General features: G+C 32.5%; 22 protein-coding genes and 1 riboswitch. Of the genes, 3 read left to right on the top strand and 19 right to left on the bottom strand.

Annotated features, from left to right (window positions below; all coding sequences use genetic code 11):
• Positions 1-2: 2 nt before the first annotated feature.
• Positions 3-1139, bottom strand: a complete 1137-nt coding sequence (locus tag ACFWUA_RS02375) for an ArsR/SmtB family transcription factor (RefSeq protein ID WP_416198570.1) — start codon at positions 1137-1139, stop codon at positions 3-5.
• 452 nt (positions 1140-1591) lie between these two features.
• Between ACFWUA_RS02375 and ACFWUA_RS02380 the strand changes: the two genes are divergently transcribed.
• Positions 1592-3403 carry a phosphoenolpyruvate carboxykinase (GTP) gene (locus ACFWUA_RS02380; protein WP_416198571.1) on the top strand — a complete coding sequence of 604 codons (1812 nt, stop codon included), beginning with the start codon at positions 1592-1594 and terminating at the stop codon, positions 3401-3403.
• A gap of 40 nt (positions 3404-3443) precedes the next feature.
• On the opposite strand, the gene ACFWUA_RS02385 is transcribed toward ACFWUA_RS02380, so the two are convergent.
• From ACFWUA_RS02385 to sucC, 3 genes are read right to left on the bottom strand one after another with little or no spacing between them, the layout of a single operon-like run.
• The gene (locus ACFWUA_RS02385; RefSeq protein WP_416198572.1) at positions 3444-3935 is read right to left on the bottom strand and encodes an FUSC family protein; all 492 of its coding nucleotides are present in this window, start codon (positions 3933-3935) and stop codon (positions 3444-3446) included.
• Between the two features lie 24 nt (positions 3936-3959).
• Positions 3960-4856: a succinate--CoA ligase subunit alpha gene (sucD, locus tag ACFWUA_RS02390; RefSeq protein ID WP_416198573.1), complete on the bottom strand. Its 897-nt coding sequence runs from the start codon at positions 4854-4856 to the stop codon at positions 3960-3962.
• Positions 4857-4878: 22 nt separating this feature from the next.
• A complete protein-coding gene (gene sucC / locus ACFWUA_RS02395) occupies positions 4879-6039 on the bottom strand; it encodes an ADP-forming succinate--CoA ligase subunit beta (protein ID WP_416198574.1) in 1161 nt (386 codons plus the stop codon).
• Positions 6040-6248: 209 nt separating this feature from the next.
• Positions 6249-6433: riboswitch (cobalamin riboswitch) on the bottom strand.
• A gap of 185 nt (positions 6434-6618) precedes the next feature.
• Between sucC and ACFWUA_RS02400 the strand changes: the two genes are divergently transcribed.
• Positions 6619-8004, top strand: a complete 1386-nt coding sequence (locus tag ACFWUA_RS02400) for an MATE family efflux transporter (protein ID WP_416198575.1) — start codon at positions 6619-6621, stop codon at positions 8002-8004.
• Between the two features lie 283 nt (positions 8005-8287).
• On the opposite strand, the gene ACFWUA_RS02405 is transcribed toward ACFWUA_RS02400, so the two are convergent.
• From ACFWUA_RS02405 to guaB, 10 genes are all read right to left on the bottom strand, one after another.
• Entirely contained in the window at positions 8288-9643 is a 1356-nt protein-coding gene (locus ACFWUA_RS02405) for a hypothetical protein (RefSeq protein ID WP_416198576.1), read from the bottom strand.
• A gap of 124 nt (positions 9644-9767) precedes the next feature.
• The gene (phnE, locus tag ACFWUA_RS02410) at positions 9768-11339 is read right to left on the bottom strand and encodes a phosphonate ABC transporter, permease protein PhnE (RefSeq protein ID WP_416198577.1); all 1572 of its coding nucleotides are present in this window, start codon (positions 11337-11339) and stop codon (positions 9768-9770) included.
• Positions 11305-12042 (bottom strand): phosphonate ABC transporter ATP-binding protein, encoded by a 738-nt coding sequence (gene phnC, locus ACFWUA_RS02415; protein ID WP_416198578.1) that lies wholly within the window; start codon positions 12040-12042, stop codon positions 11305-11307. The genes phnE and phnC overlap by 35 nt, the downstream gene beginning before the upstream one ends.
• Positions 12043-12053: 11 nt before the next feature.
• The gene (locus ACFWUA_RS02420; RefSeq protein WP_416198579.1) at positions 12054-12926 is read right to left on the bottom strand and encodes a phosphate/phosphite/phosphonate ABC transporter substrate-binding protein; all 873 of its coding nucleotides are present in this window, start codon (positions 12924-12926) and stop codon (positions 12054-12056) included.
• A gap of 105 nt (positions 12927-13031) precedes the next feature.
• Positions 13032-14504: a ribosomal protection-like ABC-F family protein gene (abc-f, locus tag ACFWUA_RS02425; protein ID WP_416198580.1), complete on the bottom strand. Its 1473-nt coding sequence runs from the start codon at positions 14502-14504 to the stop codon at positions 13032-13034.
• A 135-nt stretch (positions 14505-14639) separates the two neighbouring features.
• Positions 14640-14849 carry a hypothetical protein gene (locus ACFWUA_RS02430; RefSeq protein WP_416199211.1) on the bottom strand — a complete coding sequence of 70 codons (210 nt, stop codon included), beginning with the start codon at positions 14847-14849 and terminating at the stop codon, positions 14640-14642.
• A complete protein-coding gene (locus ACFWUA_RS02435) occupies positions 14792-15520 on the bottom strand; it encodes a group II intron maturase-specific domain-containing protein (protein ID WP_416198581.1) in 729 nt (242 codons plus the stop codon). Before ACFWUA_RS02435 ends, ACFWUA_RS02430 begins: the two co-directional genes overlap by 58 nt.
• Before the next feature lie 138 nt (positions 15521-15658).
• Entirely contained in the window at positions 15659-16489 is an 831-nt protein-coding gene (locus ACFWUA_RS02440) for a polysaccharide deacetylase family protein (RefSeq protein WP_416198582.1), read from the bottom strand.
• 223 nt (positions 16490-16712) lie between these two features.
• Positions 16713-18233 (bottom strand): glutamine-hydrolyzing GMP synthase, encoded by a 1521-nt coding sequence (guaA, locus tag ACFWUA_RS02445; RefSeq protein ID WP_416198583.1) that lies wholly within the window; start codon positions 18231-18233, stop codon positions 16713-16715.
• 15 nt (positions 18234-18248) lie between these two features.
• The gene (gene guaB / locus ACFWUA_RS02450) at positions 18249-19700 is read right to left on the bottom strand and encodes an IMP dehydrogenase (RefSeq protein WP_416198584.1); all 1452 of its coding nucleotides are present in this window, start codon (positions 19698-19700) and stop codon (positions 18249-18251) included.
• Between the two features lie 203 nt (positions 19701-19903).
• On the opposite strand from guaB, the gene ACFWUA_RS02455 reads away from it, so the two are divergent.
• Positions 19904-20926, top strand: a complete 1023-nt coding sequence (locus ACFWUA_RS02455; protein ID WP_416198585.1) for an alpha-hydroxy-acid oxidizing protein — start codon at positions 19904-19906, stop codon at positions 20924-20926.
• A gap of 26 nt (positions 20927-20952) precedes the next feature.
• On the opposite strand, the gene ACFWUA_RS02460 is transcribed toward ACFWUA_RS02455, so the two are convergent.
• The 5 genes from ACFWUA_RS02460 to ACFWUA_RS02480 all read right to left on the bottom strand — a co-directional run bounded on the left by ACFWUA_RS02460 (position 20953) and on the right by ACFWUA_RS02480 (position 25020).
• Positions 20953-21255: a hypothetical protein gene (locus tag ACFWUA_RS02460; RefSeq protein WP_416198586.1), complete on the bottom strand. Its 303-nt coding sequence runs from the start codon at positions 21253-21255 to the stop codon at positions 20953-20955.
• A 321-nt stretch (positions 21256-21576) separates the two neighbouring features.
• Positions 21577-21891: an RNA polymerase sigma factor gene (locus ACFWUA_RS02465; RefSeq protein ID WP_416198587.1), complete on the bottom strand. Its 315-nt coding sequence runs from the start codon at positions 21889-21891 to the stop codon at positions 21577-21579.
• 101 nt (positions 21892-21992) lie between these two features.
• Positions 21993-23621 carry a chaperonin GroEL gene (gene groL / locus ACFWUA_RS02470; protein WP_416198588.1) on the bottom strand — a complete coding sequence of 543 codons (1629 nt, stop codon included), beginning with the start codon at positions 23619-23621 and terminating at the stop codon, positions 21993-21995.
• Between the two features lie 22 nt (positions 23622-23643).
• A complete protein-coding gene (locus ACFWUA_RS02475; protein ID WP_416198589.1) occupies positions 23644-23925 on the bottom strand; it encodes a co-chaperone GroES in 282 nt (93 codons plus the stop codon).
• A gap of 213 nt (positions 23926-24138) precedes the next feature.
• The gene (locus tag ACFWUA_RS02480) at positions 24139-25020 is read right to left on the bottom strand and encodes a DNA-3-methyladenine glycosylase family protein (protein ID WP_416198590.1); all 882 of its coding nucleotides are present in this window, start codon (positions 25018-25020) and stop codon (positions 24139-24141) included.
• Positions 25021-25041: the final 21 nt, after the last annotated feature.

Consider the following 25041-nt stretch of genomic DNA (forward strand, 5'->3'; position numbering starts at 1 on the left):
TTTCACACTCCTTTTGACCATTGGCCAAATAATTCTCCCAACTTTTCAATTTTTTTATCATTCACATGATAATAAACTTTTCGTCCTTCAGTAGTCATATAAACTAGCTCTGCCTTAATTAATTGTTCCATATGATGCGACACTGTAGCAGGAGTAAGCCCTACAGTACAAGCAATCTCTTTTAAATAGTGTGGTTTTTGACTTAACAGTTTCATAATATTAAATCGATTTTCTTCTCCCAAAGCTTTCATTTGTTCAACGAAAAGTTCCGCATCATGTTTTTCCTTGTTAAGTAACTCTGTAAGTTCTTCAAATAAAATACCAAAAATCATATTTGGTCTTATGGATTCATCCATAATAATTGTCATTCCAAAAGTACCTTTATTAATAATTGAAAAATATAAATGAATAGGTTCAGCACTTCGGAAGCTCGATTGTTCAATATCCATATAATTTATAATTGGAGTATTTTTAGCATCATCTTTCCCTGAAGAAGAAAACAATTCTACTTTGGACCTAACATAATGCTCTACATCACCATAATATTTCAAATAAATTTTTTCGATTCTTTGAATAAGTTCAACATAAGCAGCAAATCTTTCATCTGCATGTTGAAACAAATCCATCATTTTAATTTTTTCATCATTATCTAACTCAGAAGCCATAATTTTTCCTATATAATATTCTGCATCAAATGCTCTATCCTTCACTTCTTCAAGAGCTTTTTTAGTCTCTTCCATGTCATCTAGATCTACTTGTTCTGCTTCGGCATTTATGTTTCGAAGATGATAATAACAAGCATTAAAAAATTCTGTTTTCGATAGTTCATCCACTTCCTTTGCATTGGTAAACCTAGTCAACGATTCAAAAAATCCGTAATCCTCTTGGTTTGATTGGATGCTGAATAATTCTTTCCATTCTGGATAATCTTTTAAAACATCTATTGATTCATCAAAAACCTTTACATAAAACTTAATCAAATCGCTGTATTTTTCATTGATTTCATCTTCAGAAACTATAAAACGATCCTTGTTTTCAATGATATGTACAGGCTCTCCTTTTTCACGATCTAAAATTTCTCTTACAATAGCATTTGCTTCCCAATAGACATTGGGTTTATTCTCAATAATTAATTTCACTATCCTACCCCCTCGTAATTATATTTTTCATATTTCTTTTATTATATCTCTAAATTAGATAATTGTCAAATATGGATATTTGTATATCTTAGATTTAAAAGGCTTCGAATTATTCTTGTAATTAAAATTGTCATAAATAAGTGGGATTATTATGAAACTAGTCGCATTAGGTGACGTAGGTTCTCAAGCACTTTATGGAATTAAGGATTTAATCAATCATGGTAGCATTTTCGATAATATGTTACTATAATTCTATATCCACTTTTATTATCCACTGTGGTTAGACCGCCCTAACCAAATCTCTTTGGTAAATAGATATATATATTTTTTTAGATATAAGTTAAACGAATAAATAATGCAATTATAACTGGAAAACCTTTTCTTTCTATGCTAATATATTATTGTTATAAGCTGGTCCTATTTAGGATACTTAAATTGTGGAGGAGTAGGTGATGATTAGTAAAATGACTACCAATCAAAAATTGTTAAATTGGGTAAAAGAAATGGCAGATATGTGTCAACCTGATAAAATTCACTGGTGTGATGGTTCAGAGGAGGAAAGCCTTCACCTTTTAGAAAAAATGGCAGAAAGTGGTGCAGCCATAAAATTAAATCCTCAGAAAAAACCAGGCTGCTATCTTTTTCGCAGTGACCCATCGGATGTAGCTCGTGTTGAGAATAGAACTTTCATAGCTTCTAAAAACCAAGAAGATGCGGGTCCTACAAACAATTGGATCGATCCTACGGAACTAAAGGATACTATGAAAAAACTCTATAAAAATTGTATGAAAGGGAGAACAATGTATGTTATTCCATTTTCAATGGGACCTATAGGTTCTACAGCATCTAAAATAGGAGTTGAATTAACTGATAGCCCTTATGTCGTAGTTAATATGCGTATCATGACTCGTATGGGAAGTGAAGTACTTGCAGCCCTTGGGGATGGAGAATTTGTACCTTGTCTACATTCAGTAGGTGCTCCATTGTCTGAAGGAGAAAAAGATTCTACTTGGCCCTGTGCTCCTATTGAAGAAAAATATATAAGTCATTTTCCAGAAGAAAGAACAATATGGTCATATGGCTCTGGCTATGGTGGAAATGCACTTTTAGGTAAAAAATGCTTTGCACTAAGAATTGCATCTGTTCAGGCTAGGGATGAAGGCTGGTTGGCAGAGCATATGCTGATTTTAAAAATTACAAATCCAAAAGGAGATGTAAAATATTTCACTGGTGCCTTCCCAAGTGCCTGTGGTAAAACTAATCTTTCTATGCTAATACCTACTATTCCTGGCTGGAAAATCGAAACTATTGGAGACGATATTGCATGGATGAAATTTGGTGAAGATGGACGTCTATATGCCATTAACCCTGAAGCTGGTTTCTTTGGTGTTGCTCCAGGAACTTCCATGAAGTCCAATCCCAATGCAATGAAAACTATAGCCAAAAATACCATTTATACAAATGTTGCATTAACTGACGATGGAGATATTTGGTGGGAAGGTATTGGCTATGATGCACCTGAACACCTAATTGATTGGCAAGGTAATGATTGGACTACAAAGGATAATAGATTGGCTGCCCATCCAAATGCTAGATTTACAGCTCCTACGCAACAATGTCCAGTAATCGCACCTGAATGGGATGACCCCAACGGAGTGCCTATATCTGCAATATTAATCGGTGGACGTAGACCAAATACTGTTCCTCTAGTACATGAAAGTTTTGATTGGGCACATGGAGTATTCATGGGTTCCGTCATGGGATCTGAAATTACAGCTGCCACCATATCTGATGATATTGGCAAGGTACGTCGTGATCCATTTGCTATGTTGCCCTTCTGTGGTTATAATATGGGAGACTATTTACAACATTGGTTAGATATTGGAGAAAAGACAAGCCCAGATAATTTACCTAAAATCTTCTATGTTAACTGGTTTCGCAAAGATGAAAATGGTGATTGGTTATGGCCTGGATTTGGAGAAAATAGTCGTGTGTTGAAATGGATATTTGAAAGGGTTTCAGGTGAAAGCGAAGCAATTAAAACTCCTATAGGGTATATGCCTACTCTAAATGCAATTGACACCGATGGACTTAATATAAGTGAAACTAATATGAAAAAATTACTTAGTATTGATAAATATGAATGGTTAGAAGAAGTTGCCTCTATAAAGGAAGATTTCAAAAAATATGGTGATAGATTGCCTAAAGAATTAGAAAAACAAATTTTGGCTTTAGAAAAACGTCTTAAAGACTTTAAAGACTAGATTTAAATTTAATGGGATAGCGAGAACACCCGCTATCCCATTAAATTATCTTATTTATAAAAAGGGAGACTATGATTCCTATCAATGTATCAATTACCCTATTTAATGCAAATAACAATGGAGATGCATCCCCACCATGAGATACTGTAATACTTAAAAATACGACACAACTAATATACGATGAACTTGCAGATTTACATAGTACGTTTGTATATATAATAGGAATCAAAAATAAGCTTAAAATTAAATAGTGTAGATAACTAAACAACTCAATATTAAAATAGTTAATCCCCATTATAGCAATAAATCCATACATTCCTCCAATTAATGTCCCAATCATTCTAGATTTTCCAGTTTTAAAACTATTTTCATGATCATTTTGCATACATAATATCGCAGCTATAGCTGAGTAAAAAGGGGATGTCTTTCTAAGAAAAGAAAGCAAAAAACATATATATACTGCAATAACTGTTTTAATAACCCTCATCCCAGGAAATTTAATTTTCTTATTTTTCTTTGCTGTATTTTTCATACTCATCCCCCTAATATTATTAAACTAAATGCACTGTTTAAGCAAATCATTAGACATAAGTGCTTTCACTAAAGTATCTCCAATAGCTGTAGGAGTTTCTGCAATATATATTCCGCAATCACTCATTGTCTTTATCTTTTGTTCAGCAGTACCCTTTCCTGAAGAAATAATGGCACCTGCATGCCCCATTCTCTTTCCTTTAGGTGCAGTCTTGCCACCAATAAATCCCACTACAGGTTTTTTCATGTTTTCCTTAATCCATAGGGAAGCCTTTTCTTCTGCATTTCCTCCAATTTCTCCTATCATAACAACTCCATCAGTATCATCATCATCATTAAATGCTTTCAATACATCAATGAAATCTGTCCCTATAATAGGATCTCCCCCAATTCCTACTACTGTAGATTGTCCTATTCCTCTTTCAGTTAATTGATGAACTGCTTCATAAGTCAAAGTTCCAGAACGTGATACTATCCCAATTCTTCCTTTCTTATGAATATATCCAGGCATAATACCAATCTTACATTCTCCTGGTGTTATTATACCAGGACAATTGGGCCCAATCAATCTAGTTTTTTTACCTTTCAAATAATTCTTTACAATTAGCATGTCCTTAATTGGAATATGCTCTGTTATACAAATTACCAGTTCTAGTTCTGCATCAATTGCCTCTAAAATTGCATCTGCAGCAAATTTTGCAGGAACATATATAATAGATGCATTTGCTTTAGTTTCATAAACAGCTTGTTTCACAGTGTCAAACACATTTATACCCTCCACTTTTGTGTTTCCTTTAAAAGGACTAACACCAGCAACTATATTTGTACCATATTCAAGCATTTGCTTTGTATGAAAAGAAGCCGTTTTCCCCGTTATACCTTGAACTATTACTCTAGTAGATTTATCAACCCAAATACTCATTCTTAGCCACCCTCCCACAAAATTATTGAACTAAACTAATTATCTTCTTAGTCCCCTCATCCATATCTTTAGCAGTAAATATATTAAGTTTTGAATTCTTTAGTATTTCCATACCTAAATCCCTATTTGTTCCTTCAAGTCTAATCACAAGAGGAATATTTAATGCCAACTCTTTAGCTGCATTTACAATTCCCTTAGCGATAACATCACATTTCATTATTCCACCAAATATATTGACAAAAATCCCCTTAACTCTAGAATCAGACATTATTATTTTAAATGCATTGGTTACATTTTCTTCTGTTGCTCCTCCTCCAACATCTAAAAAGTTTGCTGGTTCTCCTCCATAGTATTTGATAGTATCCATTGTAGCCATTGCCAATCCTGCTCCATTAACTACACATCCAATATTGCCGTCTAGTGATATATATGAAAGTCCATACTTTGATGCTTCTATCTCTTTTTCATTTTCTTCACTTAAATCCCTATAATTATCTATATCCCTATTTCTATATAAACCATTTTCATCAAAATTCATTTTTGCATCTAAAGCTAACAATTGTTTATCTGCTGTTAGTACCAAAGGATTTATTTCTAGGAGTGTACAGTCTTTATCCACAAAGCATTTATATAAATTCATTACAACTTCTACAAATTGATTTATCAATTCCTGTGGAATATTGATATTAAGACCTATCCTTTTTGTTTGGAATTCTAATACTCCAAGCAATGGATCTATAGATTCTGTAAATATCATATCAGGCTTTTCTTTTGATATTTCTTCAATATCAGTTCCACCTTCTTCAGAAGCTATAAGAGTTATCTTTGACTTTTCTCTATCTAAAACAAAAGCTAAGTAGTATTCTTTAAAAATATCGCAACCTTCTTCAATCAAAACAGCCTTTACTTCCTTTCCTTTAGGCCCAGTTTGAGGTGTCACTAAGATTTTACCTATTAATTCTTTAGAATACTTCTTGACATCATCTATTGAATTTGCTATTTTTATACCTCCAGCCTTTCCCCTACCACCAGCATGAATTTGTGATTTCACTACTGCAATATCAGTACCTATTCTCCAAGCAGCTCTCTCAGCATCTTCTGGATCATAAATAACTCTGCCATTAGGTACAGGTATACAGAAGCTTCTCAATATTTCTTTTGCTTGATACTCATGAATATTCATACTTTTCCCTCCCATTTCTTTTATATAAAATGAAAAACTCAGCAAAAGTTTGCTGAGTTATTACCACGGGATTATAAACATAAAAAAATCTTTCTATTGTTATAGAAAGAGCATTATTAATAATTAGATTAAGCAGACATATTTAATACATATGAATAAATCATATGCTTAACCTATTTTTAATAGCCTCTCCCCATCCTCGTGAGTAATAAACAGCTTTTCCCATTGGCAGGTCTCCTGACTTAAGAATAACAAACCTTAAACCTTCCCATACTTTTAAGTACAGTGGCAAACTTAAGGTTCTATCTATCACAGTGGCGGGACCGTGTCGGAATTTAACCGAACTTCCCTTTTAAACAATCATTAAGATTGTACCAAATGGTCACTATATTAAATTCTAAATAGATACTATCACGAAAAATTACAACTGTCAAATACTAAATTTCTGAAAGTTTCATTGCCTTTTACTACTCCTAAACTATATTATTGATTGTAGCAATATAAATTAAATATTGTTTATTACTATGTTTTAAAATGTGATATAATTTTAGATATATCTTAATTTTTGGAGGGACAAATATGGTAAATTTAAAAGAATTATTCGCCCCGAAGGATCTTACAGAAGGTCCTCCCTGGAAGCGAATTATAGAGTTTGCGATACCTATGCTAATAGGAAATGTTGCCCAACAATTATATAATACTGCTGATTCCATTATTGTAGGCAAATATGTTGGTGACAATGCCCTTGCTGCAGTTGGTAGTGCTTCTCCTATATTAAATCTCTTGCTAGTTCTATTTGTAGGAATTTCTGTAGGAGCTAGTATAATGGTAGCTCAATATTTTGGGGCTAAAGATCGAGAAAAACTATCCCACACTATTGGTGTCTGTTTATCACTGACAGCTATAGCCTCAATAGCAATTATGATTATTGGACCAATTATTGCTCGTCCATTACTTTCACTTCTTAAGACACCAAAATCTATTATAGATTGGTGCACAGACTATTTAACCATTTTTTTTATTGGAATTGCAGGATTTGCTTATTTTAATATATTATCTGGAGTTTTAAGAGGACTTGGGGATTCAATCTCAGCTCTTATTTTTTTACTGATTTCTACTGCTTTAAATGTAGTACTTGATATTATCTTTGTTGCTAAGTTTAATATGGGCGTTCCTGGAGTTGCATTTGCAACTATTATTGCACAAGGTTTTTCAGCTATTCTATCCATTATAAAATTAATGAAATCTAAAAATAGTTTTGATTTAAATCTGAAAATGTTGAAACTAAATAAGGAATATTCTCATAGACTAATAAAACTTGGTTTACCATCAGGATTAACACAAGCTATTTTTTCTCTTGCAATGATTGTAGTACAATCATTAACTAATAGTTTTGGTGAAATGGTCATAGCTGCTAACGTAATTATAATGCGTGTAGATGGATTTGCCATGATGCCAAACTTCTCATTTGGTAGTGCTATGACAACATATGCTGGTCAAAATATAGGAGCTAGAAAAATGGATAGAGTAGAAAGAGGTACTAAGGAAGGTACTATGATTGCTGTAGGGACTTCTATTACAATAACTATTTTACTTCTGATTTTTGGTAAATATCTTATGAGTGTTTTTACTGACACTAAAGAATTAGTTGATTTAAGTGTACACATGATGAGAATTCTTGCAGTGGGATATATTGCAATGGCAATAACTCAAAGTCTATCTGGTGTAATGCGTGGTGCTGGTGATACTATGACACCTATGTGGATTTCACTTGTTACAACAGTTTTTGTTCGTGTTCCAATAGCTTATGGTATTGCTTATTTGACTATAAGTGAAGCATATCCTACAGGAAGGCCTGAATCCATTTTTATTTCTCTACTTATGTCTTGGACAATAGGAGCTATTATAACTATTATTTTCTTTAAGAAAGGTAATTGGCGTAAAAAAGGTTTCATTGATTCATAAAGGGACAGAGGCAAAGGTTCATAAGTGCCAAATCTATCCCACATTTTAAAGAAATACTTTCTATGAGATAATACCTTTAAATATCAACAATAAGGGAAATTATCTCAAATGACTGAAGGAGAAAGAAAAATTTGGACTAAAAAATTGAAGATTGTAGAGCCAATAGTTTAACCGCAATGGTTTTTGGCTCTACTACAAAAGATTAGAAAAAGATACACTCAATGTAAAGTTCCTAACAAAGAATAGTATATAATGTATGGCCTCCATTTTTAATAGGTAGGGGCTATTTTACGCTTACTATAAAAACACCTCCCGAAAATATATCCATACTCTTTTCTGTCTCTAGATGTCCATAAAACCCAAAGGCTCTGCCTTCATTGTGATAGTCAAGTATAATATTATCTGCTAATATTTTTTCCTTTCCATCAACTAGTTTTATTAGACTGTAATATCCATTGCCTTTATATCTACTAAATAATATTTCATCTTTAGATATACTTATAGGCATGAAATCGAAATAATCCCCTTCTGTTATTTTCTTTGTCTTTGAAGTTTTTATATCTACTTCGTAAATATTGTGTGGTTGATTTTCCCAATCATCATACGCCTTGTTAAAGTCCATTTCCCAAACATCCTCTAAACTTTTAGTTGCTGAATATAATAATTTTTCTCCATCTAGCGTAAAACTTGGAGTCATAGCAACCAAATCCTTATCCATAAATTTAATTGTTTTATATGTTTTATCCTCATTTATATCTAATAAAATAACTTCTTTATTCATAATCATATCCCTATTGCCACCTTCAATTAGACCAATTAAATTGTTATACTTTGGATTTATAGATAAATGGTTTTTATGAGGTAATGTTGCTATATCTGTAAACTCTGTATGTGTCTTTTCCTCCACATCATATATCCCTATGCCTATTCCATCTGCACTCAATGAAGCTGAAGCAGGTTTCTCCATAATATAAATATACTTTCCATCTTCTGTTACATCCCATATAACAGGGTCATATCCAATCATTTCATCAGTGGATTTCCGGCCCTCTATTATTATATTTGTTGAAAATGTCTTGTTTTTTGAATCATACTCATTTAAATTTATCTCTATGATACCATTATTGACAGCAAAATCTCCTTCTCCCGTCGTCCATTTGCTTATCTTTATGCCATAAATAATATTTCTATTAGAAGCTTTAAAATTATCATAGTAGTATTCGTCTAAATGTTCAGTTTTTTCTTTGGTTAATACATTAAACATTGTAAAACCTGGTTCATTAGTAGCATACACTATAGTTTTATCATCTGTCCAATCATAAGAAGCAATTTTATCTGCTATTTTTTCATACTTCTTTTCTTTCATATCATATATATAAAGACTATCTTTATTGGTATAGGCTATGTAATCTCCAGATTTTGAAATAATGGGATAGCTAAATTCTTTTCCTTCATGAACTTCAGTCTCTTCTCCATTATTTAAATAAGAAAAATATAGTCCATCTTCTTTGGTATATACTATAAAAGAATCATTCTCTCCTATAGACTTGTTAGGCATATTATCGCAAGCTACAAGAAATCCAGATACTAACACTAAAATTAAAAGAAAAATTAGAATTTTGTAACGCAAAATAGACATATTAACACCTCCAATCTAAATTTTGTTTTAATACTGGGCGGCATAAAAGCCGCCACATGCACAGGCGGGGTCGGATGGAAAACTAGGTTTATGGAAGGCTCCTATATCTATTATTACATCATCTTTAATAGTTGGAGACCATTTGACTTAATTTATCTATTATTATTATCATTATGGATATACCAAGAAGTAGAAAACCTACCTTTTCCCAATTTCTCCACGTTATATTCATAACTAATGTAGTACCTATTCCACCTGCACCGATTACTCCTAGAATAGTAGAATTTCTAATATTTGATTCTAATCTATATAATGCCAATCTAATAAATGTTGGGAATGTATGAGGTAGTAGTCCATGCCTATAAGACTGCAAATTAGTTGCTCCTGTTGTTGTTATGCTAGCTTGTATGTTTTTCCCCTCATTTTCCAGCACTTCACTATACATTTTGGTAAGCACACCTGTTGTATAAATACTAAGAGCCATAGCTCCAGCCATGGGTCCCGGTCCTACTCCTCTAAAAAATATTATTGCTGTTACAATTGGCGGAAATGTCCTTAAAATATTTATAACTCCCTTTAAAAATATAGAAACTCCTTTGCTAGGTGATGTATTGTATGCTGTTAGATATGAAAGAACTAAAGCAAATAATCCCCCTACTATTGTGGCAAATACAGCTATAAAAAAGCTTTCTAATATTCCCTCTATAAGCTTAGAAAAACAACTGGGGTCTATTCTTATCATTCTCGATATGACATCTTTGCCCTGCCCTAATCCTAATATAAATCTATCATAGGTAATATTCAAAGAGCTAAAAGCAAATAAAAATAGTATTATTACTAAAATAGGTATATAAAAAATCTTAAATAGCTGAAATTTTTTATAGTTATCAATAGATTTAAATCTTACAGCTTTTTTTATAAGATATTTTCTAACAAATAAACTTAGTACATCTATAATCAAAATTGTAAAAAATAAAATTAATATTAACGTGGATAAATTGTCATATCTAAGATGATTTAAATCCCTCCACATAATCTGACCTATTCCTCCAGCACCTACCAATCCTAAAATAGTTGCACCGCGGATATTTGTCTCAAGTACAATAAAAAAAATAGAAATAGATAATTCTAATATATGAGGTAAAACACAATACCTTAAAACTTGTGTAGAATTAGCACCTACTGATTTGATTGAATTTAATTGATTTTCTTTAATCCCTTCAATATATTCTCTAAATAATTTCAGCGCTATCAAAAATGCAATGATAGTAAGGGCAACTATTCCTGAAAATTTTCCTACACTAAATATACTCACTAAAATCGCTGCCCATATTAAACTTGGTATAGTTCTAAGAAAAGAAAACACTCCGCTTAGTATGGCTGATATATACCTATTTGGAGCAATATTGTCTGCAATTAAAAGAGAAAAAGGTAATGCTACCAATACACCTAAAATAGATGATACTATAGCAATTTGAATTGTTTCAATTAGTTTGTCAAATGCTTCTACCCCATAAGATATACTTGGCTTTAGCATTCTTTGAAAAAGATTAAACATACTAGGTATACCTTTATGTAGTTTTACAAAATCAAATTCTACCTTAAACCCAAGAAAAATCAAAATAATTATCGCTCCTAAAAAATATAAGCTTTTATGTATTTTATTCTTGGCTATATAATTCTTTAAGGAGTTCATCTCTCAAATCACCTACTTTCCCATCATAGAGAATTTTACCATTTTTAAGAGCTATAATCCTATGACAGTACTTTTTTGCCAGATTTACATCATGAAGATTAATCATTATAGTAATATTTTTCTCATCATTAATAACCTTAAAATAATCCATTATACTTTGAGAAGTAGCTATGTCTAAGCTAGATACTGGCTCATCTGCTAAAATAATCTTTGGTTTCTGACAAAGAGTCTTAGCAATAGCTACTCTTTGCTTTTGCCCTCCACTCAACTCTTCTGCCCTTTCAAACATTTTTTTGCTTAAACCTACTTGTCTTAATGCATTGCTTGCACTTTCATAGTCTTCATCATTGAACAATCCAAAAAAAGACTTTAGGGAAGACTTGTATCCAAGCCTTCCAATTAATACATTGTCTATGACGGTAGACTTTTCAATTAAGTTATAATCTTGAAAAATAAATCCTATCTGTCTTCTTATATTTCTAAGCTGAGAATTATTTAGCTTTGTAATATCTACATCATCTATGTATACCTTACCACTTAGAGGTGTAACTAATAAGTTTATAGACTTTAGTAAAGTAGATTTTCCACTACCAGAAGAACCTATTATACCTACAAATTCTCCTTGCTTAATTTCTGTATTTATATTATCTATTGCTAATGTTTTGCCATCATAGGAAACAGTTAAATCTTCTATTTTAAGCATTGCACTCACTCCTATTCGGCTTCTTTTAAGTCAATATTCATCGTCTTTGCTGTAGTTCTTATAATATCATAATCTGCATCTGTTGCCTCTTCAAATCCATACATATTGAATAAAGTCTTTAAAAGTTCTGAACCTTCTTCAGTTTTTGCAATGTTTAATAATGCAACTTTTATCTTGTCTTTAAGCTCTTCTTCCATGTCTCCTTTAACAGTTACAGATATATTTGGGATATAATCAGTATAGCCTAATACTTCAGTCTTTTCCATAGCTTCTGGAAAATCTTCCTTATATCTGTCTCTTGCATCTACAAAAGTAGTTGCCACATCTACGTCACCATTTAATAGCAATTGCAATGCCTTGTCATGTCCTCCAGCATATACATATTCTATATCTTTTTCTATATCTATCCCTTCGTTTATCAAATGTGCTCCTGGAAATAAATATCCAGATGTTGAAGATGGGTCTACAAAAGCTACTTTTTTACCCTTTATATCTGAAAAACTGGTTATATCGCTATCCTTTCTTACTAGAAATTGTGAACGATATTTTGCCTCTCCTGATTTGTTTAATGCTGTTAATATAACTTCTGCATTGCTTTCCTCATTTGCTAATACATAAGCAAATGGTGGAATAAAACCAAAATCAACTTGACCTGAGCCTAATCCTTCTACTACTCCTACATAATTTGTAGCAGTAAATCCTTCTACTTTAACACCTAATTCCTTAGATAGCATTTCTGTCAATGGCTCTACAGATTCTATTAATGAATCTCCATCTTTCATAGGAACAAATCCCATTTTAATGACTTCCTCTTCCTTAGATGTACAACCAACAATTGAAATAGCTAAAACTACTATTAACAATAAAGCAATTGCTCTTTTCATTTTGCATCCCCCTTACAATTTGATTTCTAATATACAATATAACAATTTTGATAAAATTGCAATACACTTTTAGAAAAAACAAAAGCATATTGGTTGTGTATGGGGTCACTTTGATAATTCTATAATATCAGTGGCTACTTTTTCAATAAATCTTCTGTCATGTTCTACTAAAATCATTGTTGGTGAGTATTCCAAAATCATATTCTCTATCTGAATTCTAGAGATTACATCAATATAATTAAGCGGTTCATCCCATATAAATAAATGTGCTTCTTCACATATGGACTTAGCCAAGAATATCTTTTTCTTTTGTCCCATACTAAAATTCTCAATAGGAATTTCAAATTGATTTCTTGAAAAACCTAGCTTCCTTAGAATAGTTAGAAATTTTGTTTTGTCTAATTGCTCTTCATTGACAAATTCATTTATATTTCCATTAACATAATTGAATTTCTGTGGAACATAGGAAATAGTAATTCCCTTTGCAATTTCAAATCTACCTTGCCAAGGCACACCTTCTCCTAAGATTGCTTTTATAATGCTAGATTTACCACTTCCGTTATCCCCTTTAAATACAATGCAATCTCCCTTTTCAACTGTGAATTGTATAGGTTTGAAAATATTGTTGTTTTCATATGCAATTGTAAAATCTTCTGCATTTATATATTGTTTTGCATGATGATTTAATACATTCATCTGTAATTTATCTATGGTTTCTATATTTTTTAATAATTTTTCCTTTTCCTCTATAGCTTTTTCATATCTTTTTTCTATGGTCTTGGAACGTTTCATCATCTTAGCTGCCATATGACCTATATAACCTCTATCTGTTGGGCCCGAACCAATTTTAGTTGCCTCTACCTTGTCAGACCACGTAGACTTTTCCCTTGCCGACTGTTTCAACCTTCTAATTTCTTTTCTGAGCTTTTGATTTTGTTCTAATTCATATTTGTCTTCTAAGTTCTTGTTTTGTTCCCAAGTATCGTAGGTTCCCCTCTGGAGAACTATTTTACTCTTCTCTATAGTTAATATATGGTCTACTATACTATTGATAAATTCCCTATCATGGGATACAAGTATAAATCCCTTCTTACTTTCTAAATATTTTGCCACTACATCTCTACCATGGATATCTAAATGATTCGTAGGTTCATCAATAAGTAAAAACCTTTCTTCTTCTGCAAATAGTAAAGCCAAAAGGATTTTAGTTTGTTCTCCACCGCTTAATATTGAAAATGGGCGGTATAAAGTCTCTTCTTCCACTTCTAATAGATTCATTTCCCTTTGCAATCTCCACAGTTCAAAATTGGGTTGTAATGTCTCCAATAAATCTAAAGTCATAATACTATAATCATCAATAGAAAAAGGAAAATAAGCCATGGGAAGCGATTTAGTAATTGAACCTTTATAAGGATATTGATCCATTAGAAGTTTTAAAAAAGTGGTTTTCCCGTACCCGTTCCTTCCTATAAATCCCAATTTCCAATCTGTATCCAATTGTAAATCTAAATCTTTGAATACAGGTTCTAAGCTTCCTGGGTATTCAAAGGTTAAATTACGAATATCAATCAATGCCATATAAGATTCTCCCTTCATAATTTGATTTTTAGCAAGAATCCATATTTAAAATCGGGTAGGAAGTAGATAATTATTTTATCTACTGACCTCCCACACCACCGTACGTACGGTTCTCGTATACGGCGGTTCCATAGTTTACACTCTGACTTCAAGGTAATATTTATAAAAGCTTAAATATCCTTGTTTTTCAAACCTAGCATTAGTTAGGGTTGTTGCAAGTATATGGCTGTTGGCTATGTGCCAGTAGCCTTTTCTTGTATTTGCCCATTGCCATGCTTTTCCTTTAGCTACTCCAAGTTTCTGAAGGTTTTCACTTTTTGCTTTAACCTTTTCCATCTTTTCCATGTTATCATTCTAATTCTTCTTCTTAACCATTCGTCAATATCTTGCATAATACCTTTCATATCTGCTAATTTAAAATATTGTACCCAACCTCTTATTATTTGATTGATTTTTAGTTTTCTTCCTTCTATGCTCATTCTGTTACTTCTACCTGTTACAGTTCTTAGTTTATCTTTTAGTCTTTTAATGCTTTTAGGGTGTATCCTAAACCTACATTTCCCTCTGTACTTGTAGAATGAATATCCTAGATATTTTATTTGACTTAACTTAGATATTTGGGTCTTTTCTTTATTTATTTTGAGTTTTAATTTACCTTCTATATGTTTACTGGCTCTTTCATATTGTCTTTCAGCTGCTCTTTTACTTTTTGTAAATATTAAAAGGTCATCTGCGTATCTTACATATAGGTAGCCCCATTCCTCTAATTTCTGGTCTAGTTCGTTTAGCATAATATTTGCTAGTAGTGGACTTTCACCACCAAGTTGTTGCCCATGCTGGGCACACAACAAAAAAGTTGAGAACAGAAAGCTCTCAACTAATATTGCAAAAATACCATAATTATCTTTGTTAAATAAATATATTGAAAGAGATTTCTCGCTAAAATTGGCACAACAAAATAGATATTGCTTAAAGCAAGTAAAATAGTTGTGCTTATTTAATTCATTATTTAGCAAGAAATATATTCATCTGTACACCCCTTCCATATTGTTAGTTAAATTATATCATATCTTTTCCATATCTTCTAGATATAATATAATACTTACAAATATAATCTCTATTTTTGAATGTTTATAATTTCACTTGCATACTTTTTAATATAATAAATCTTCTAGTTTTTTATAGGATGTTACATTTATCCTCTTAAGACCATATAAATCTTTTGATATATTTGCATATCTATTTCTTGTGGTAAGGGTGACTTTAATATTTAGTTCTTTTAGTATCTTTTCTGTAGCTCTATTATATTTTCCATAGGGATAAGCATAAACATAAGACTCAGAGCCTAATTTATCCTTTATAATCTGTATAGCTTGTATTCCATCTTTTTTGACTCTAGCATAATAAGCACTTTTGTCTTCCCCTTTTCTTTTTAATACTCCGTTTCCATGGCTTTTACTTTCTTTGTAATAGTGTAGATTGTAAGAATGAGGCTGTATTTCAATAAGTCCGCTATTGTACATTTCTTTTGCTTCATCCCAAGAAAAATAATTGTATTTTGGGTCATTATTAAAATTTGTTTTCCCAATCCTTGAGCCTATTACAAATATAGCAGCTTTCATATTATTTTCTTTTAATATTGGATAAGCGTATTCATAATTATCCTTATAGCCATCATCAAAAGTTATTATAATAGGCTTTTTAGGTAGTTTCCCCTTGCCTTCCTTGTATTTTATTAATTCTTTGAAGGATATCGTCGTATATCCTTCCTTTTTTAAATACTCCGTATCCTCTTTGAATCTTTCCTTAGTCACTCTAATTTTATCTGTTTTTTCTCCTTCCTCTACAATATGATGATACATGAGTATAGGAATATATCTATTGTTCCCTGTTTGACTTATTGCTATCTTAGGAGCTAATACAACACAAGCCACCAGTATAATAATAGATAAAAATACCTTTTTTATTTTTAAGTCCCCCTTCACAAATACACGATTAGTATTTCAATCCAAATCATATATCTTGTCCTTTTTCAATTTTCAGTAAATGGTATGAAAAGCCCTGATAACAGCTATTTCTAACCATTATCAGGTTTTAATTTATAATTTAGAGCTTGCTCTACCTACTCTCGCCGTAGGTTGCGGACTTATAGCTCCCTATAGTCAGTACAAGCCTCGCCAACCCTGACAGGGGTAGTAACCTACAGTACTATTCCCACTCGATTGTTGCTGGGGGTTTGCTTGTTATATCGTATACTACTCTGTTTACATGTTCTACTTCGTTGACTATTCTGTTTGAAATCTTTTCTAGTACGTCTAGTGGTATCTTAGCCCAATCGGCTGTCATACCATCTATACTTGTTACAGCTCTAAGTCCTACTGTATAGGAATAGGTTCTTTCGTCTCCCATTACTCCTACACTTCTTATATTAGGTAGTAGGGCAAAGTATTGCCAGATTTCTTTGTCTAGTCCTGCTTTTTTGATTTCATCTCTAAAGATATAATCTGCTTCTCTTACAATTTTAAGTTTATCTTCATTTACTTCTCCCAATACTCTTATGGCAAGACCTGGGCCTGGGAATGGTTGCCTTTCTACGACTTCTTCTGAAAGTCCCAATTTTCTTCCTACTTCTCTTACTTCATCTTTAAACAATTGTCTTAGAGGTTCTACAAGTTTAAAATTTACATCTTCTGGTAGCCCACCTACATTGTGATGGCTTTTTATAACTGAAGATTTGCCTATGCCACTTTCTACTACATCTGGATAGATAGTTCCTTGAACTAGATAATCTATTTCTTCAAGTTTTCCTTGTTCTTCTTCAAATACTCTTATAAATTCTTCTCCAATAATTTTTCTCTTTCTTTCAGGATCTTCTACACCTTTTAATTTATTTAAAAATCTTTCTCTTGCATCTACTGCTATAAGATTCATATGAAATTCTTCTCTAAATACTTTTACTACTTGTTTTGCCTCATCTTTTCTAAGTAAACCATGATCTACAAATACACAGGTCAAATTGTCTCCTATAGCTTCATGTACAAGTACTGCCGCTACAGATGAATCCACTCCACCTGAAAGAGCACAAATTGCTTTTCCATCTCCAATTTCTTCTTTGATTTCAGCAACAGTCTTATTGATGAAGTCCTCCATATTCCAGCTTGCATTGCAACTACATATCTTAAATAAGAAGTTTTTTATGATATCTCTTCCATTTTCCGTATGCTCAACTTCTGGATGAAATTGAACTCCATAGAGTTTCTTATCCAAATTTTCCATAGCTGCTACAGGGCATATAGGAGTATTTCCTACTACCTTGAACCCTTCTGGAGCCTTTTCTATAAAATCTGTATGACTCATCCAAGCAGTAATACTATTATCTAAACCACTAAACAATAAGCTACTATTGTCTACGTTTACTTGGGTTTTGCCGTATTCTCTGGTAGTAGCTCTAGATACTTTTCCGCCCAATACTTGAGCCATTAGCTGACTACCATAGCATATTCCCAAAATAGGAATTCCTAAATTGAATACTTCACTATCGCATTTAGGAGAATTTTCTCCATATACACTAGCTGGACCACCAGAGAAAATAATTCCTTCAGGATTTTTTTCTCTTATCTTTTCAATAGGATAATCATATGGAACTATTTCACAATAAACACTTGCCTCTCTAACTCTTCTTCCTATGAGTTGGCTATATTGACCACCAAAATCCATTATTAAGATCAATTTAACACATCCTTCCTATCTTCTACTATAATTTGGTGCTTCTTTTGTGATGTTTATATCATGAGGATGGTTTTCTATAAGTCCCGCTCCTGTTATCTTCACAAGTCTAGCTCTTTCTTGCAATTCTTTTATATTGTGAGCACCTACATATCCCATACCTGATCTCAATCCACCAACTAGCTGATATACAACATCTCCCAATGGTCCTCTGTATGGAACTCTTCCCTCTACGCCTTCTGGAACTAATTTTTTAGAACCTTCTTGAAAGTATCTATCCTTGCTACCAGCAGCCATTGCTCCCAATGAGCCCATACCTCTATATACTTTAAATCTTCTTCCTTCATAAAGTTCTTCTTCTCCCGGACTTTCACTGGTACCTGCAAACAAGGAGCCTATCATGACTACATTAGCCCCAACAGCAATTGCTTTAGTTATATCTCCAGAATACTTTATTCCTCCATCGGCGATGATTGGAATATCATAGGATTTAGCTACTTCTGCACAATTCATGATTGCAGTTATTTGAGGAACACCTATACCTGTAACTACTCTAGTAGTACAAATGGAGCCAGGTCCTATACCTACTTTTACTGCATCTACTCCTGCTTTTATTAAATCCAATGTTGCTTCTCCTGTAGCTACATTTCCTGCTATTAATTGAAGATCTGGATATTTAGATTTTATAGTTCTCACTGCCTCAATAACTCCTTCTGAATGACCATGAGCTGTATCTACTACTATAACATCTACTTTTGCTTTAACTAATGCAGCTACTCTGTCCATCATATCAGCTGTAACCCCTACTGCTGCTCCAGCAAGAAGTCTTCCTGAATCATCTTTGGCTGCATTTGGATATTTAATCGACTTTTCAATATCCTTTATTGTGATAAGACCTCTAAGCTTGAAATCTTCATCAACTAATGGCAATTTTTCAATTTTATATTTTTTCATAGTTTCCAATGCTTCATCCATTGAAATATCTGTTTGAGCTGTAACTAAATTTTTTTTGGTCATTACATCGTCTATTACTTTAGTAGTATCCGTTTCAAATCTAATATCCCTATTCGTTATGATTCCTACAAGCTTTCCATCCCTGTCCGTTATAGGTACCCCAGAAATATGATATCTTTCCATAAGCTCAAGTGCATCCGAAACGGTATGAACTGGAGATAAGTAAAATGGATCCGTTATAATACCATGTTCAGATCTTTTAACTTTATCAACTTCCATGGCTTGTTCTTCTATAGTCATATTTTTGTGAATAATACCTATACCACCTTCTCTTGCCATAGCAATAGCCATTTTGGCTTCTGTGACAGTATCCATTCCCGCACTCATAAGTGGTATATTAAGCTTTATTTTATTGGTAAGCCATGTATTTATTTTTACTTCTTTGGGTAAAACATCAGATTTGCAAGGCAACAAAAGTACATCATCAAAAGTAAGTCCTTCGCCAACAAACTCCATCAAAATTCCTCCTCTTTGTATAATTTTATCTAAATTTATATATAGTATACCACAAGACACGGGAATTTTTTCGTCCCTTTGTGATAATATTTTCTTTTAAACTTAACAAAATTTAAACCTTATGTCAAGACAATTGGTACAAATTTAAATTTTATTATATAATTGATTTATCAGTATAAAAGAAAATATAAGGGGTGTGTATTATGGATTTAAAAGAAGTTCAATCTATAGCAAGAGAGAAAATGAAGGGTTATTGTAGAGTTTGCCCTGTTTGCAATGGAGTAGCCTGTGCTGGAGAAGTGCCAGGAATGGGAGGTTCTCTGACAGGATCTTCTTTCAAAATCAATGTAGAAGATTTAAATAAAGTTAAACTAAAATTGAGAACTATCCACGATGCAAAAAATCCAGATTTAAATTTCAAGTTTTTCAATACAAATTTAGACTTTCCTATTATAACAGCACCCATAACTGGTAGTGTCTTCAATATGGGAGGAGCTCTAACTGAAAGAGAATATATAGATAGCGCAGTAAATGGCAGCATCTCTTCAGGAACTATTGCTATGATTGGTGATTCAGCAGATTTAACTATGTATGAAGAAGGACTTAATATATTGAAAGAAGTTAATGGCAAAGGTGTTCCTATTATCAAACCAAGAGAAAATTCCTTAGTCATTCAAAATATAAAAAAGGCTGAAGAGATAAATCCAATAGCTGTAGGAATGGATATAGATGGAGCAGGTTTAGTGACTATGGCTCTTAAAGGACAACCTGTTGGACCAAAGACCATTGAAGAATTAAAAGAAATAGTTTCTTCAACCAATTTGCCTTTCATTCTAAAAGGAATCATGACTCCTGAAGAAGCTAAATTGGCTGTAGAAGTCGGAGCAAAAGCCATAGTAGTTTCAAATCATGGTGGTAGAATACTTGATCATACTCAATCTACCGCAAGAGTACTTCCTGAAATAAAGGAAGCTATAGATGGACAAATAATGGTACTTGTAGATGGGGGAATACGTTCTGGAGTTGATGTATTTAAGATGCTAGCTTTAGGAGCAGATGGAGTGTTGATAGGTAGACCTATAGTCATTGGAGCTTTTGGAGGATATAAAGAAGGAGTTTCACTTGTTCTTAACAATATGAAAAACGAATTATATCAAGCTATGATACTCACAGGCTGTAAAGATTTGGCTTCTATTGACAGTTCAAAGATTTCAGTAGAATGGTAAAAAGGACTCCTTTAGAGTCCTTTTATTTAGCCGATTTTTTGTTTTAAATCTTGAATTTCCAATTCATGTCTTCCTACTATTTCTTTTAATCTTCTATTTTCCTGTTCAATTCTTTTGTTATTTTTGCTGATTTCTTCTTTGAATTCTGTCAAAAAGGCTGTCTGTTCATATACTGCATTTAGCTTCTTATCCATTTCATCTACTTTTTCTTTTAAGCCCGACACATCTCCTTTTACACTTGACATGTCTTCTTTTAAGCCCGACACATCTCCTTTTACACTTGACATGTCTTCTTTTAAGCCCGACACATCTCCTTTTACACTTGACATGTCTTCCCTCAATGCCTTTAATTCACTCAATACTATGGTTTGAACTGTTTTCGTAGAATCTAACTACAAATATCTTTTTTCTTTTCCAGTCTATAGCTTTATTAGCTGCAATTTTGCCTATCCACCCTTTGAAATTCTGAGTTTTATATTCTGGAAATATAGATTTGCAAGAAAACTTCTTGTGCTATGTTTTCTGCTTCATCATGTTCCTTAATAAAATTTAATATAACTCTTCATTGGTCATTTCCAACCCCCCAAAATATATCTTTTAAATATTATACCATATTTAGTGAAATTTTAGTTATTTATATTTTCTATTTATTAAAATCTATGTAAATTATTTTTACTGTTTTCGTAGAATCTAACTACAAATATCTTTTTTCTTTTCCAGTCTATAGCTTTATTAGCTGCAATTTTGCCTATCCACCCTTTGAAATTCTGAGTTTTATATTCTGGAAGGGAAATATAGATTTGCAAGAAAACTTCTTGTGCTATATTTTCTGCTTCATCATGTTCCTTAATAAAATTTAATATAACAGCAAATATATATCCTTTATATCTATCTATTATTTTGGCAAATGCTTCTTCATTTCCTGATAGTGTTTGCTTTATCAGCTCCTTCATCTGCAAATCCATATTTCCCCTCCTTTCTCTCTCACTAATTATAACGAAGTAAACAAAAAAAGTACTGCAAAAAATAAAAAATCTCTGAGAAAAATTTCTCAGAGATTTTTTTATTACATCATTGGCATTCCGCCACCCATGCCGCCCATGCCAGCCATTGGGTTTTCTTCTTCTATATCTGCAACTGCACTTTCTGTAGTAAGAACCATTGCAGCTACTGATGAAGCATTTTGTAAAGCTGAACGAGTAACTTTTGTTGGGTCAACAATTCCAGCCTCTATCATATTTACATATCTTTCTCTCAATGCATCAAATCCTATTCCAGGTTTTTCTGCTTTAACTTTTTCTACTACTATTGAACCTTCAAGCCCTGCATTTGCAGCAATTTGTCTTACAGGCTCTTCTAGAGCTCTAACGATGATATTTACTCCTGTTCTTTCGTCTCCTTCAGTTTCATCTAACAATTTTGCAACAGCTGGTATACAATCTACTAGAACTGTTCCACCACCAGGAACTATACCTTCTTCAACAGCAGCTCTCGTAGCAGCTAGTGCATCTTCTATTCTCAATTTTCTTTCTTTAAGCTCAGTTTCAGTAGCAGCTCCAACTTCAATTACAGCTACTCCACCAGAAAGTTTTGCAAGTCTTTCTTGTATTTTTTCCTTATCAAATTCTGATTCTGTTTCTTCAAATTGAGCTTTTAATTGTTTAACTCTATTTTCTATATCAGCTTGATTTCCTTCTCCATCAACAATTGTAGTATTGTCTTTGTCAACTTTAACTTTTCTAGCTTTTCCTAACATATCAATTGTAGCATCTTTCAATTCATATCCCAATTCTTCAGATATAACTGTACCACCAGTAAGTATTGCTATGTCTTGAAGCATCTCTTTTCTTCTATCGCCAAATCCAGGAGCTTTAACAGCTACACAGTTAAATGTTCCTCTCAATTTATTAACCACCAATGTTGCAAGAGCTTCTCCTTCTACGTCTTCAGCAATGATAAGTAATGGTCTACCTTGTTGTACTATTTGTTCAAGAATTGGTAATATTTCTTGGATATTTGCAATCTTCTTATCTGTAATAAGGATATATGGTTCATCTAATTCAGCTATCATTTTTTCAGCATCTGTCACCATATAAGGGGACACATATCCTCTATCAAATTGCATACCTTCTACTACATCTAATGTAGTTCCCATAGATCTTGATTCTTCAACTGTAATAACTCCATCATTTCCTACTCTTTCCATAGCTTCAGCAATTAATTTTCCTATTTCTTCATCTCCAGCTGAAATAGAAGCAACTTGAGCTATTGCATCTTTTGATTCTACTTCCTTTGAAAATCTTCTTATTTCTTCAACAGTCTTATCTACAGCTTTATGAATTCCTCTTTGAAGAATCATTGGATTTGCTCCAGCAGCAACATTCTTAAGCCCCTCTCTGATGATTGCTTGAGCAAGTAATGTAGCAGTAGTAGTTCCATCTCCAGCTACATCATTAGTCTTTGTAGCAACTTCTTTAACAAGTTGAGCACCCATATTTTCATATGGATCTTCCAATTCTATTTCACGAGCAATTGTTACACCATCATTAGTAATAAGTGGTGCACCAAATTTTTTATCTAAAACAACATTTCTTCCCTTTGGTCCAAGGGTTACTTTGACAGTATCTGCAAGTTTATTTATACCTTTTTCCATTGAACGACGTGCATCTTCACCAAATTTTATTTCTTTAGCCATTTTACTTCACTCTCCTTTATTTTTATTCAATAACTGCTAAAACATCATTTAACTTAATTATTGTATACTCTACTCCATCAAGTTTAACTTCAGTTCCAGCATATTTTGAAAATATAACCTTGTCTCCTACTTTTATTTGTTCCTTTTTCTTTTCATCATTTGTGATATCTGGGCCTACAGCCATAACTTCAGCCATTTGTGGTTGTTCTTTCGCTGAACTTGGAAGAACTATACCACTTTTAGTCTTTTCTTCAGCTTCAATCATCTTAATAACTACTCTGTCTCCTAATGGTTTAATATTCATAGTCTTTGCCCTCCTTGTATTTAAATAATTATATTCTTCCGAGAATTTGTTAGCACTCAACGCCATCGAGTGCTAACATCTACAGTTTATATGTTACTTAATATATATTTTGTAATCAAGTCTCTATTTTGATGTCTTTTAGCTAATATTTGACTTATTTCTTAATTATCTCACTTTATGAATATTTTGCATTAAATATCTTCGTTTTTCTACCTATCTTCCTATTCCCAATTCTCTTGCATAATAAAATAGATATTGTTGAGCAAATCCTGACAAACTCCCAAATTTATCTTCCCCATATTTTTGTATCATTTTTTCATTTGTATCTTCATTTAAATAAAAATGTTCCATGACTCTTTTCACCCACACATCTACAGGAAAAGAATCATATTTGCCTATAGAAAATAAAAGTATACAATTAGATACTTTGGGGCCAACACCCTTTAACGTCATGAGTATTTTTCTCGCTTCTTCTGTGGATAAATTTTTTAAATTGTATATATCAATCTCACCATTGGCTATAGCCTTTGAAGCAGCTATTATATATTTAGCTCTAAAACCCACCTTACAATCTTCAAGTTCTTCCAATGTAGCTTTTGACAATGCTTCTTTTTCAGGAAAAGAATAATATTTCTTCCCTTTGTACTCCCCCAAAAAATTCCCATACTTTTCACTTATAAGCTCAATGGATTTTTTTATTCTTGGAATTCTATTGTTGGCGGAAATGATAAAAGAAATAGTAGTTTCAAAAGGCTCTTGATTTAAAATTCTAATACCACTTCCAAATTTCACAGCTTCATTTATCACAGCATCGCCTTCTGAAAGTTTTGCTTTTATCTTTCCATAGTCTCTGCCCAAATCAAAATAATCATACCAAATATGATTAAAATCTTTTAAATTGGTATTCGAAAAGATAATTTTATCGTTTTCTTTTTTTACATTGAGTATTCTATCAAATGCAACTCCTGTGAAACTTCCGTCATCTTCTCTGTTCCATCTAAAGCACTGACCGCATTCAAATATATGTACAGGCTCAAAATCAGAAACTCCCTCTAATATTACTTTGTTTTTGTATTCTATTATATTGTAGTTCATCTATATCACCTCGCCACATAG

Origin of the sequence: Sporanaerobacter sp. (genome assembly GCF_047830725.1) — a bacterium.
In the GTDB taxonomy this organism is placed as follows: domain Bacteria; phylum Bacillota; class Clostridia; order Tissierellales; family Sporanaerobacteraceae; genus Sporanaerobacter.

What these genes read in the sequence shown, in the direction of transcription:
- ACFWUA_RS02465 (WP_416198587.1), bottom strand. Translation starts at nt 21,891, where the DNA reads ATGGATTTGCAGATGAAGGAGCTGATAAAGCAAACACTATCAGGAAAT.
- ACFWUA_RS02385 (WP_416198572.1), bottom strand. Translation starts at nt 3,935, where the DNA reads ATGAAAAATACAGCAAAGAAAAATAAGAAAATTAAATTTCCTGGGATG.
- phnE (WP_416198577.1), bottom strand. Translation starts at nt 11,339, where the DNA reads ATGAACTCCTTAAAGAATTATATAGCCAAGAATAAAATACATAAAAGC.
- groL (WP_416198588.1), bottom strand. Translation starts at nt 23,621, where the DNA reads ATGGCTAAAGAAATAAAATTTGGTGAAGATGCACGTCGTTCAATGGAA.
- abc-f (WP_416198580.1), bottom strand. Translation starts at nt 14,504, where the DNA reads ATGGCATTGATTGATATTCGTAATTTAACCTTTGAATACCCAGGAAGC.
- ACFWUA_RS02405 (WP_416198576.1), bottom strand. Translation starts at nt 9,643, where the DNA reads ATGTCTATTTTGCGTTACAAAATTCTAATTTTTCTTTTAATTTTAGTG.
- sucC (WP_416198574.1), bottom strand. Translation starts at nt 6,039, where the DNA reads ATGAATATTCATGAGTATCAAGCAAAAGAAATATTGAGAAGCTTCTGT.
- ACFWUA_RS02380 (WP_416198571.1), top strand. Translation starts at nt 1,592, where the DNA reads ATGATTAGTAAAATGACTACCAATCAAAAATTGTTAAATTGGGTAAAA.
- guaB (WP_416198584.1), bottom strand. Translation starts at nt 19,700, where the DNA reads ATGGAGTTTGTTGGCGAAGGACTTACTTTTGATGATGTACTTTTGTTG.
- ACFWUA_RS02400 (WP_416198575.1), top strand. Translation starts at nt 6,619, where the DNA reads ATGGTAAATTTAAAAGAATTATTCGCCCCGAAGGATCTTACAGAAGGT.
- ACFWUA_RS02430 (WP_416199211.1), bottom strand. Translation starts at nt 14,849, where the DNA reads ATGGAAAAGATGGAAAAGGTTAAAGCAAAAAGTGAAAACCTTCAGAAA.
- ACFWUA_RS02480 (WP_416198590.1), bottom strand. Translation starts at nt 25,020, where the DNA reads ATGAACTACAATATAATAGAATACAAAAACAAAGTAATATTAGAGGGA.
- ACFWUA_RS02455 (WP_416198585.1), top strand. Translation starts at nt 19,904, where the DNA reads ATGGATTTAAAAGAAGTTCAATCTATAGCAAGAGAGAAAATGAAGGGT.
- ACFWUA_RS02475 (WP_416198589.1), bottom strand. Translation starts at nt 23,925, where the DNA reads ATGAATATTAAACCATTAGGAGACAGAGTAGTTATTAAGATGATTGAA.
- phnC (WP_416198578.1), bottom strand. Translation starts at nt 12,042, where the DNA reads ATGCTTAAAATAGAAGATTTAACTGTTTCCTATGATGGCAAAACATTA.
- ACFWUA_RS02420 (WP_416198579.1), bottom strand. Translation starts at nt 12,926, where the DNA reads ATGAAAAGAGCAATTGCTTTATTGTTAATAGTAGTTTTAGCTATTTCA.
- sucD (WP_416198573.1), bottom strand. Translation starts at nt 4,856, where the DNA reads ATGAGTATTTGGGTTGATAAATCTACTAGAGTAATAGTTCAAGGTATA.
- ACFWUA_RS02460 (WP_416198586.1), bottom strand. Translation starts at nt 21,255, where the DNA reads ATGTCAAGTGTAAAAGGAGATGTGTCGGGCTTAAAAGAAGACATGTCA.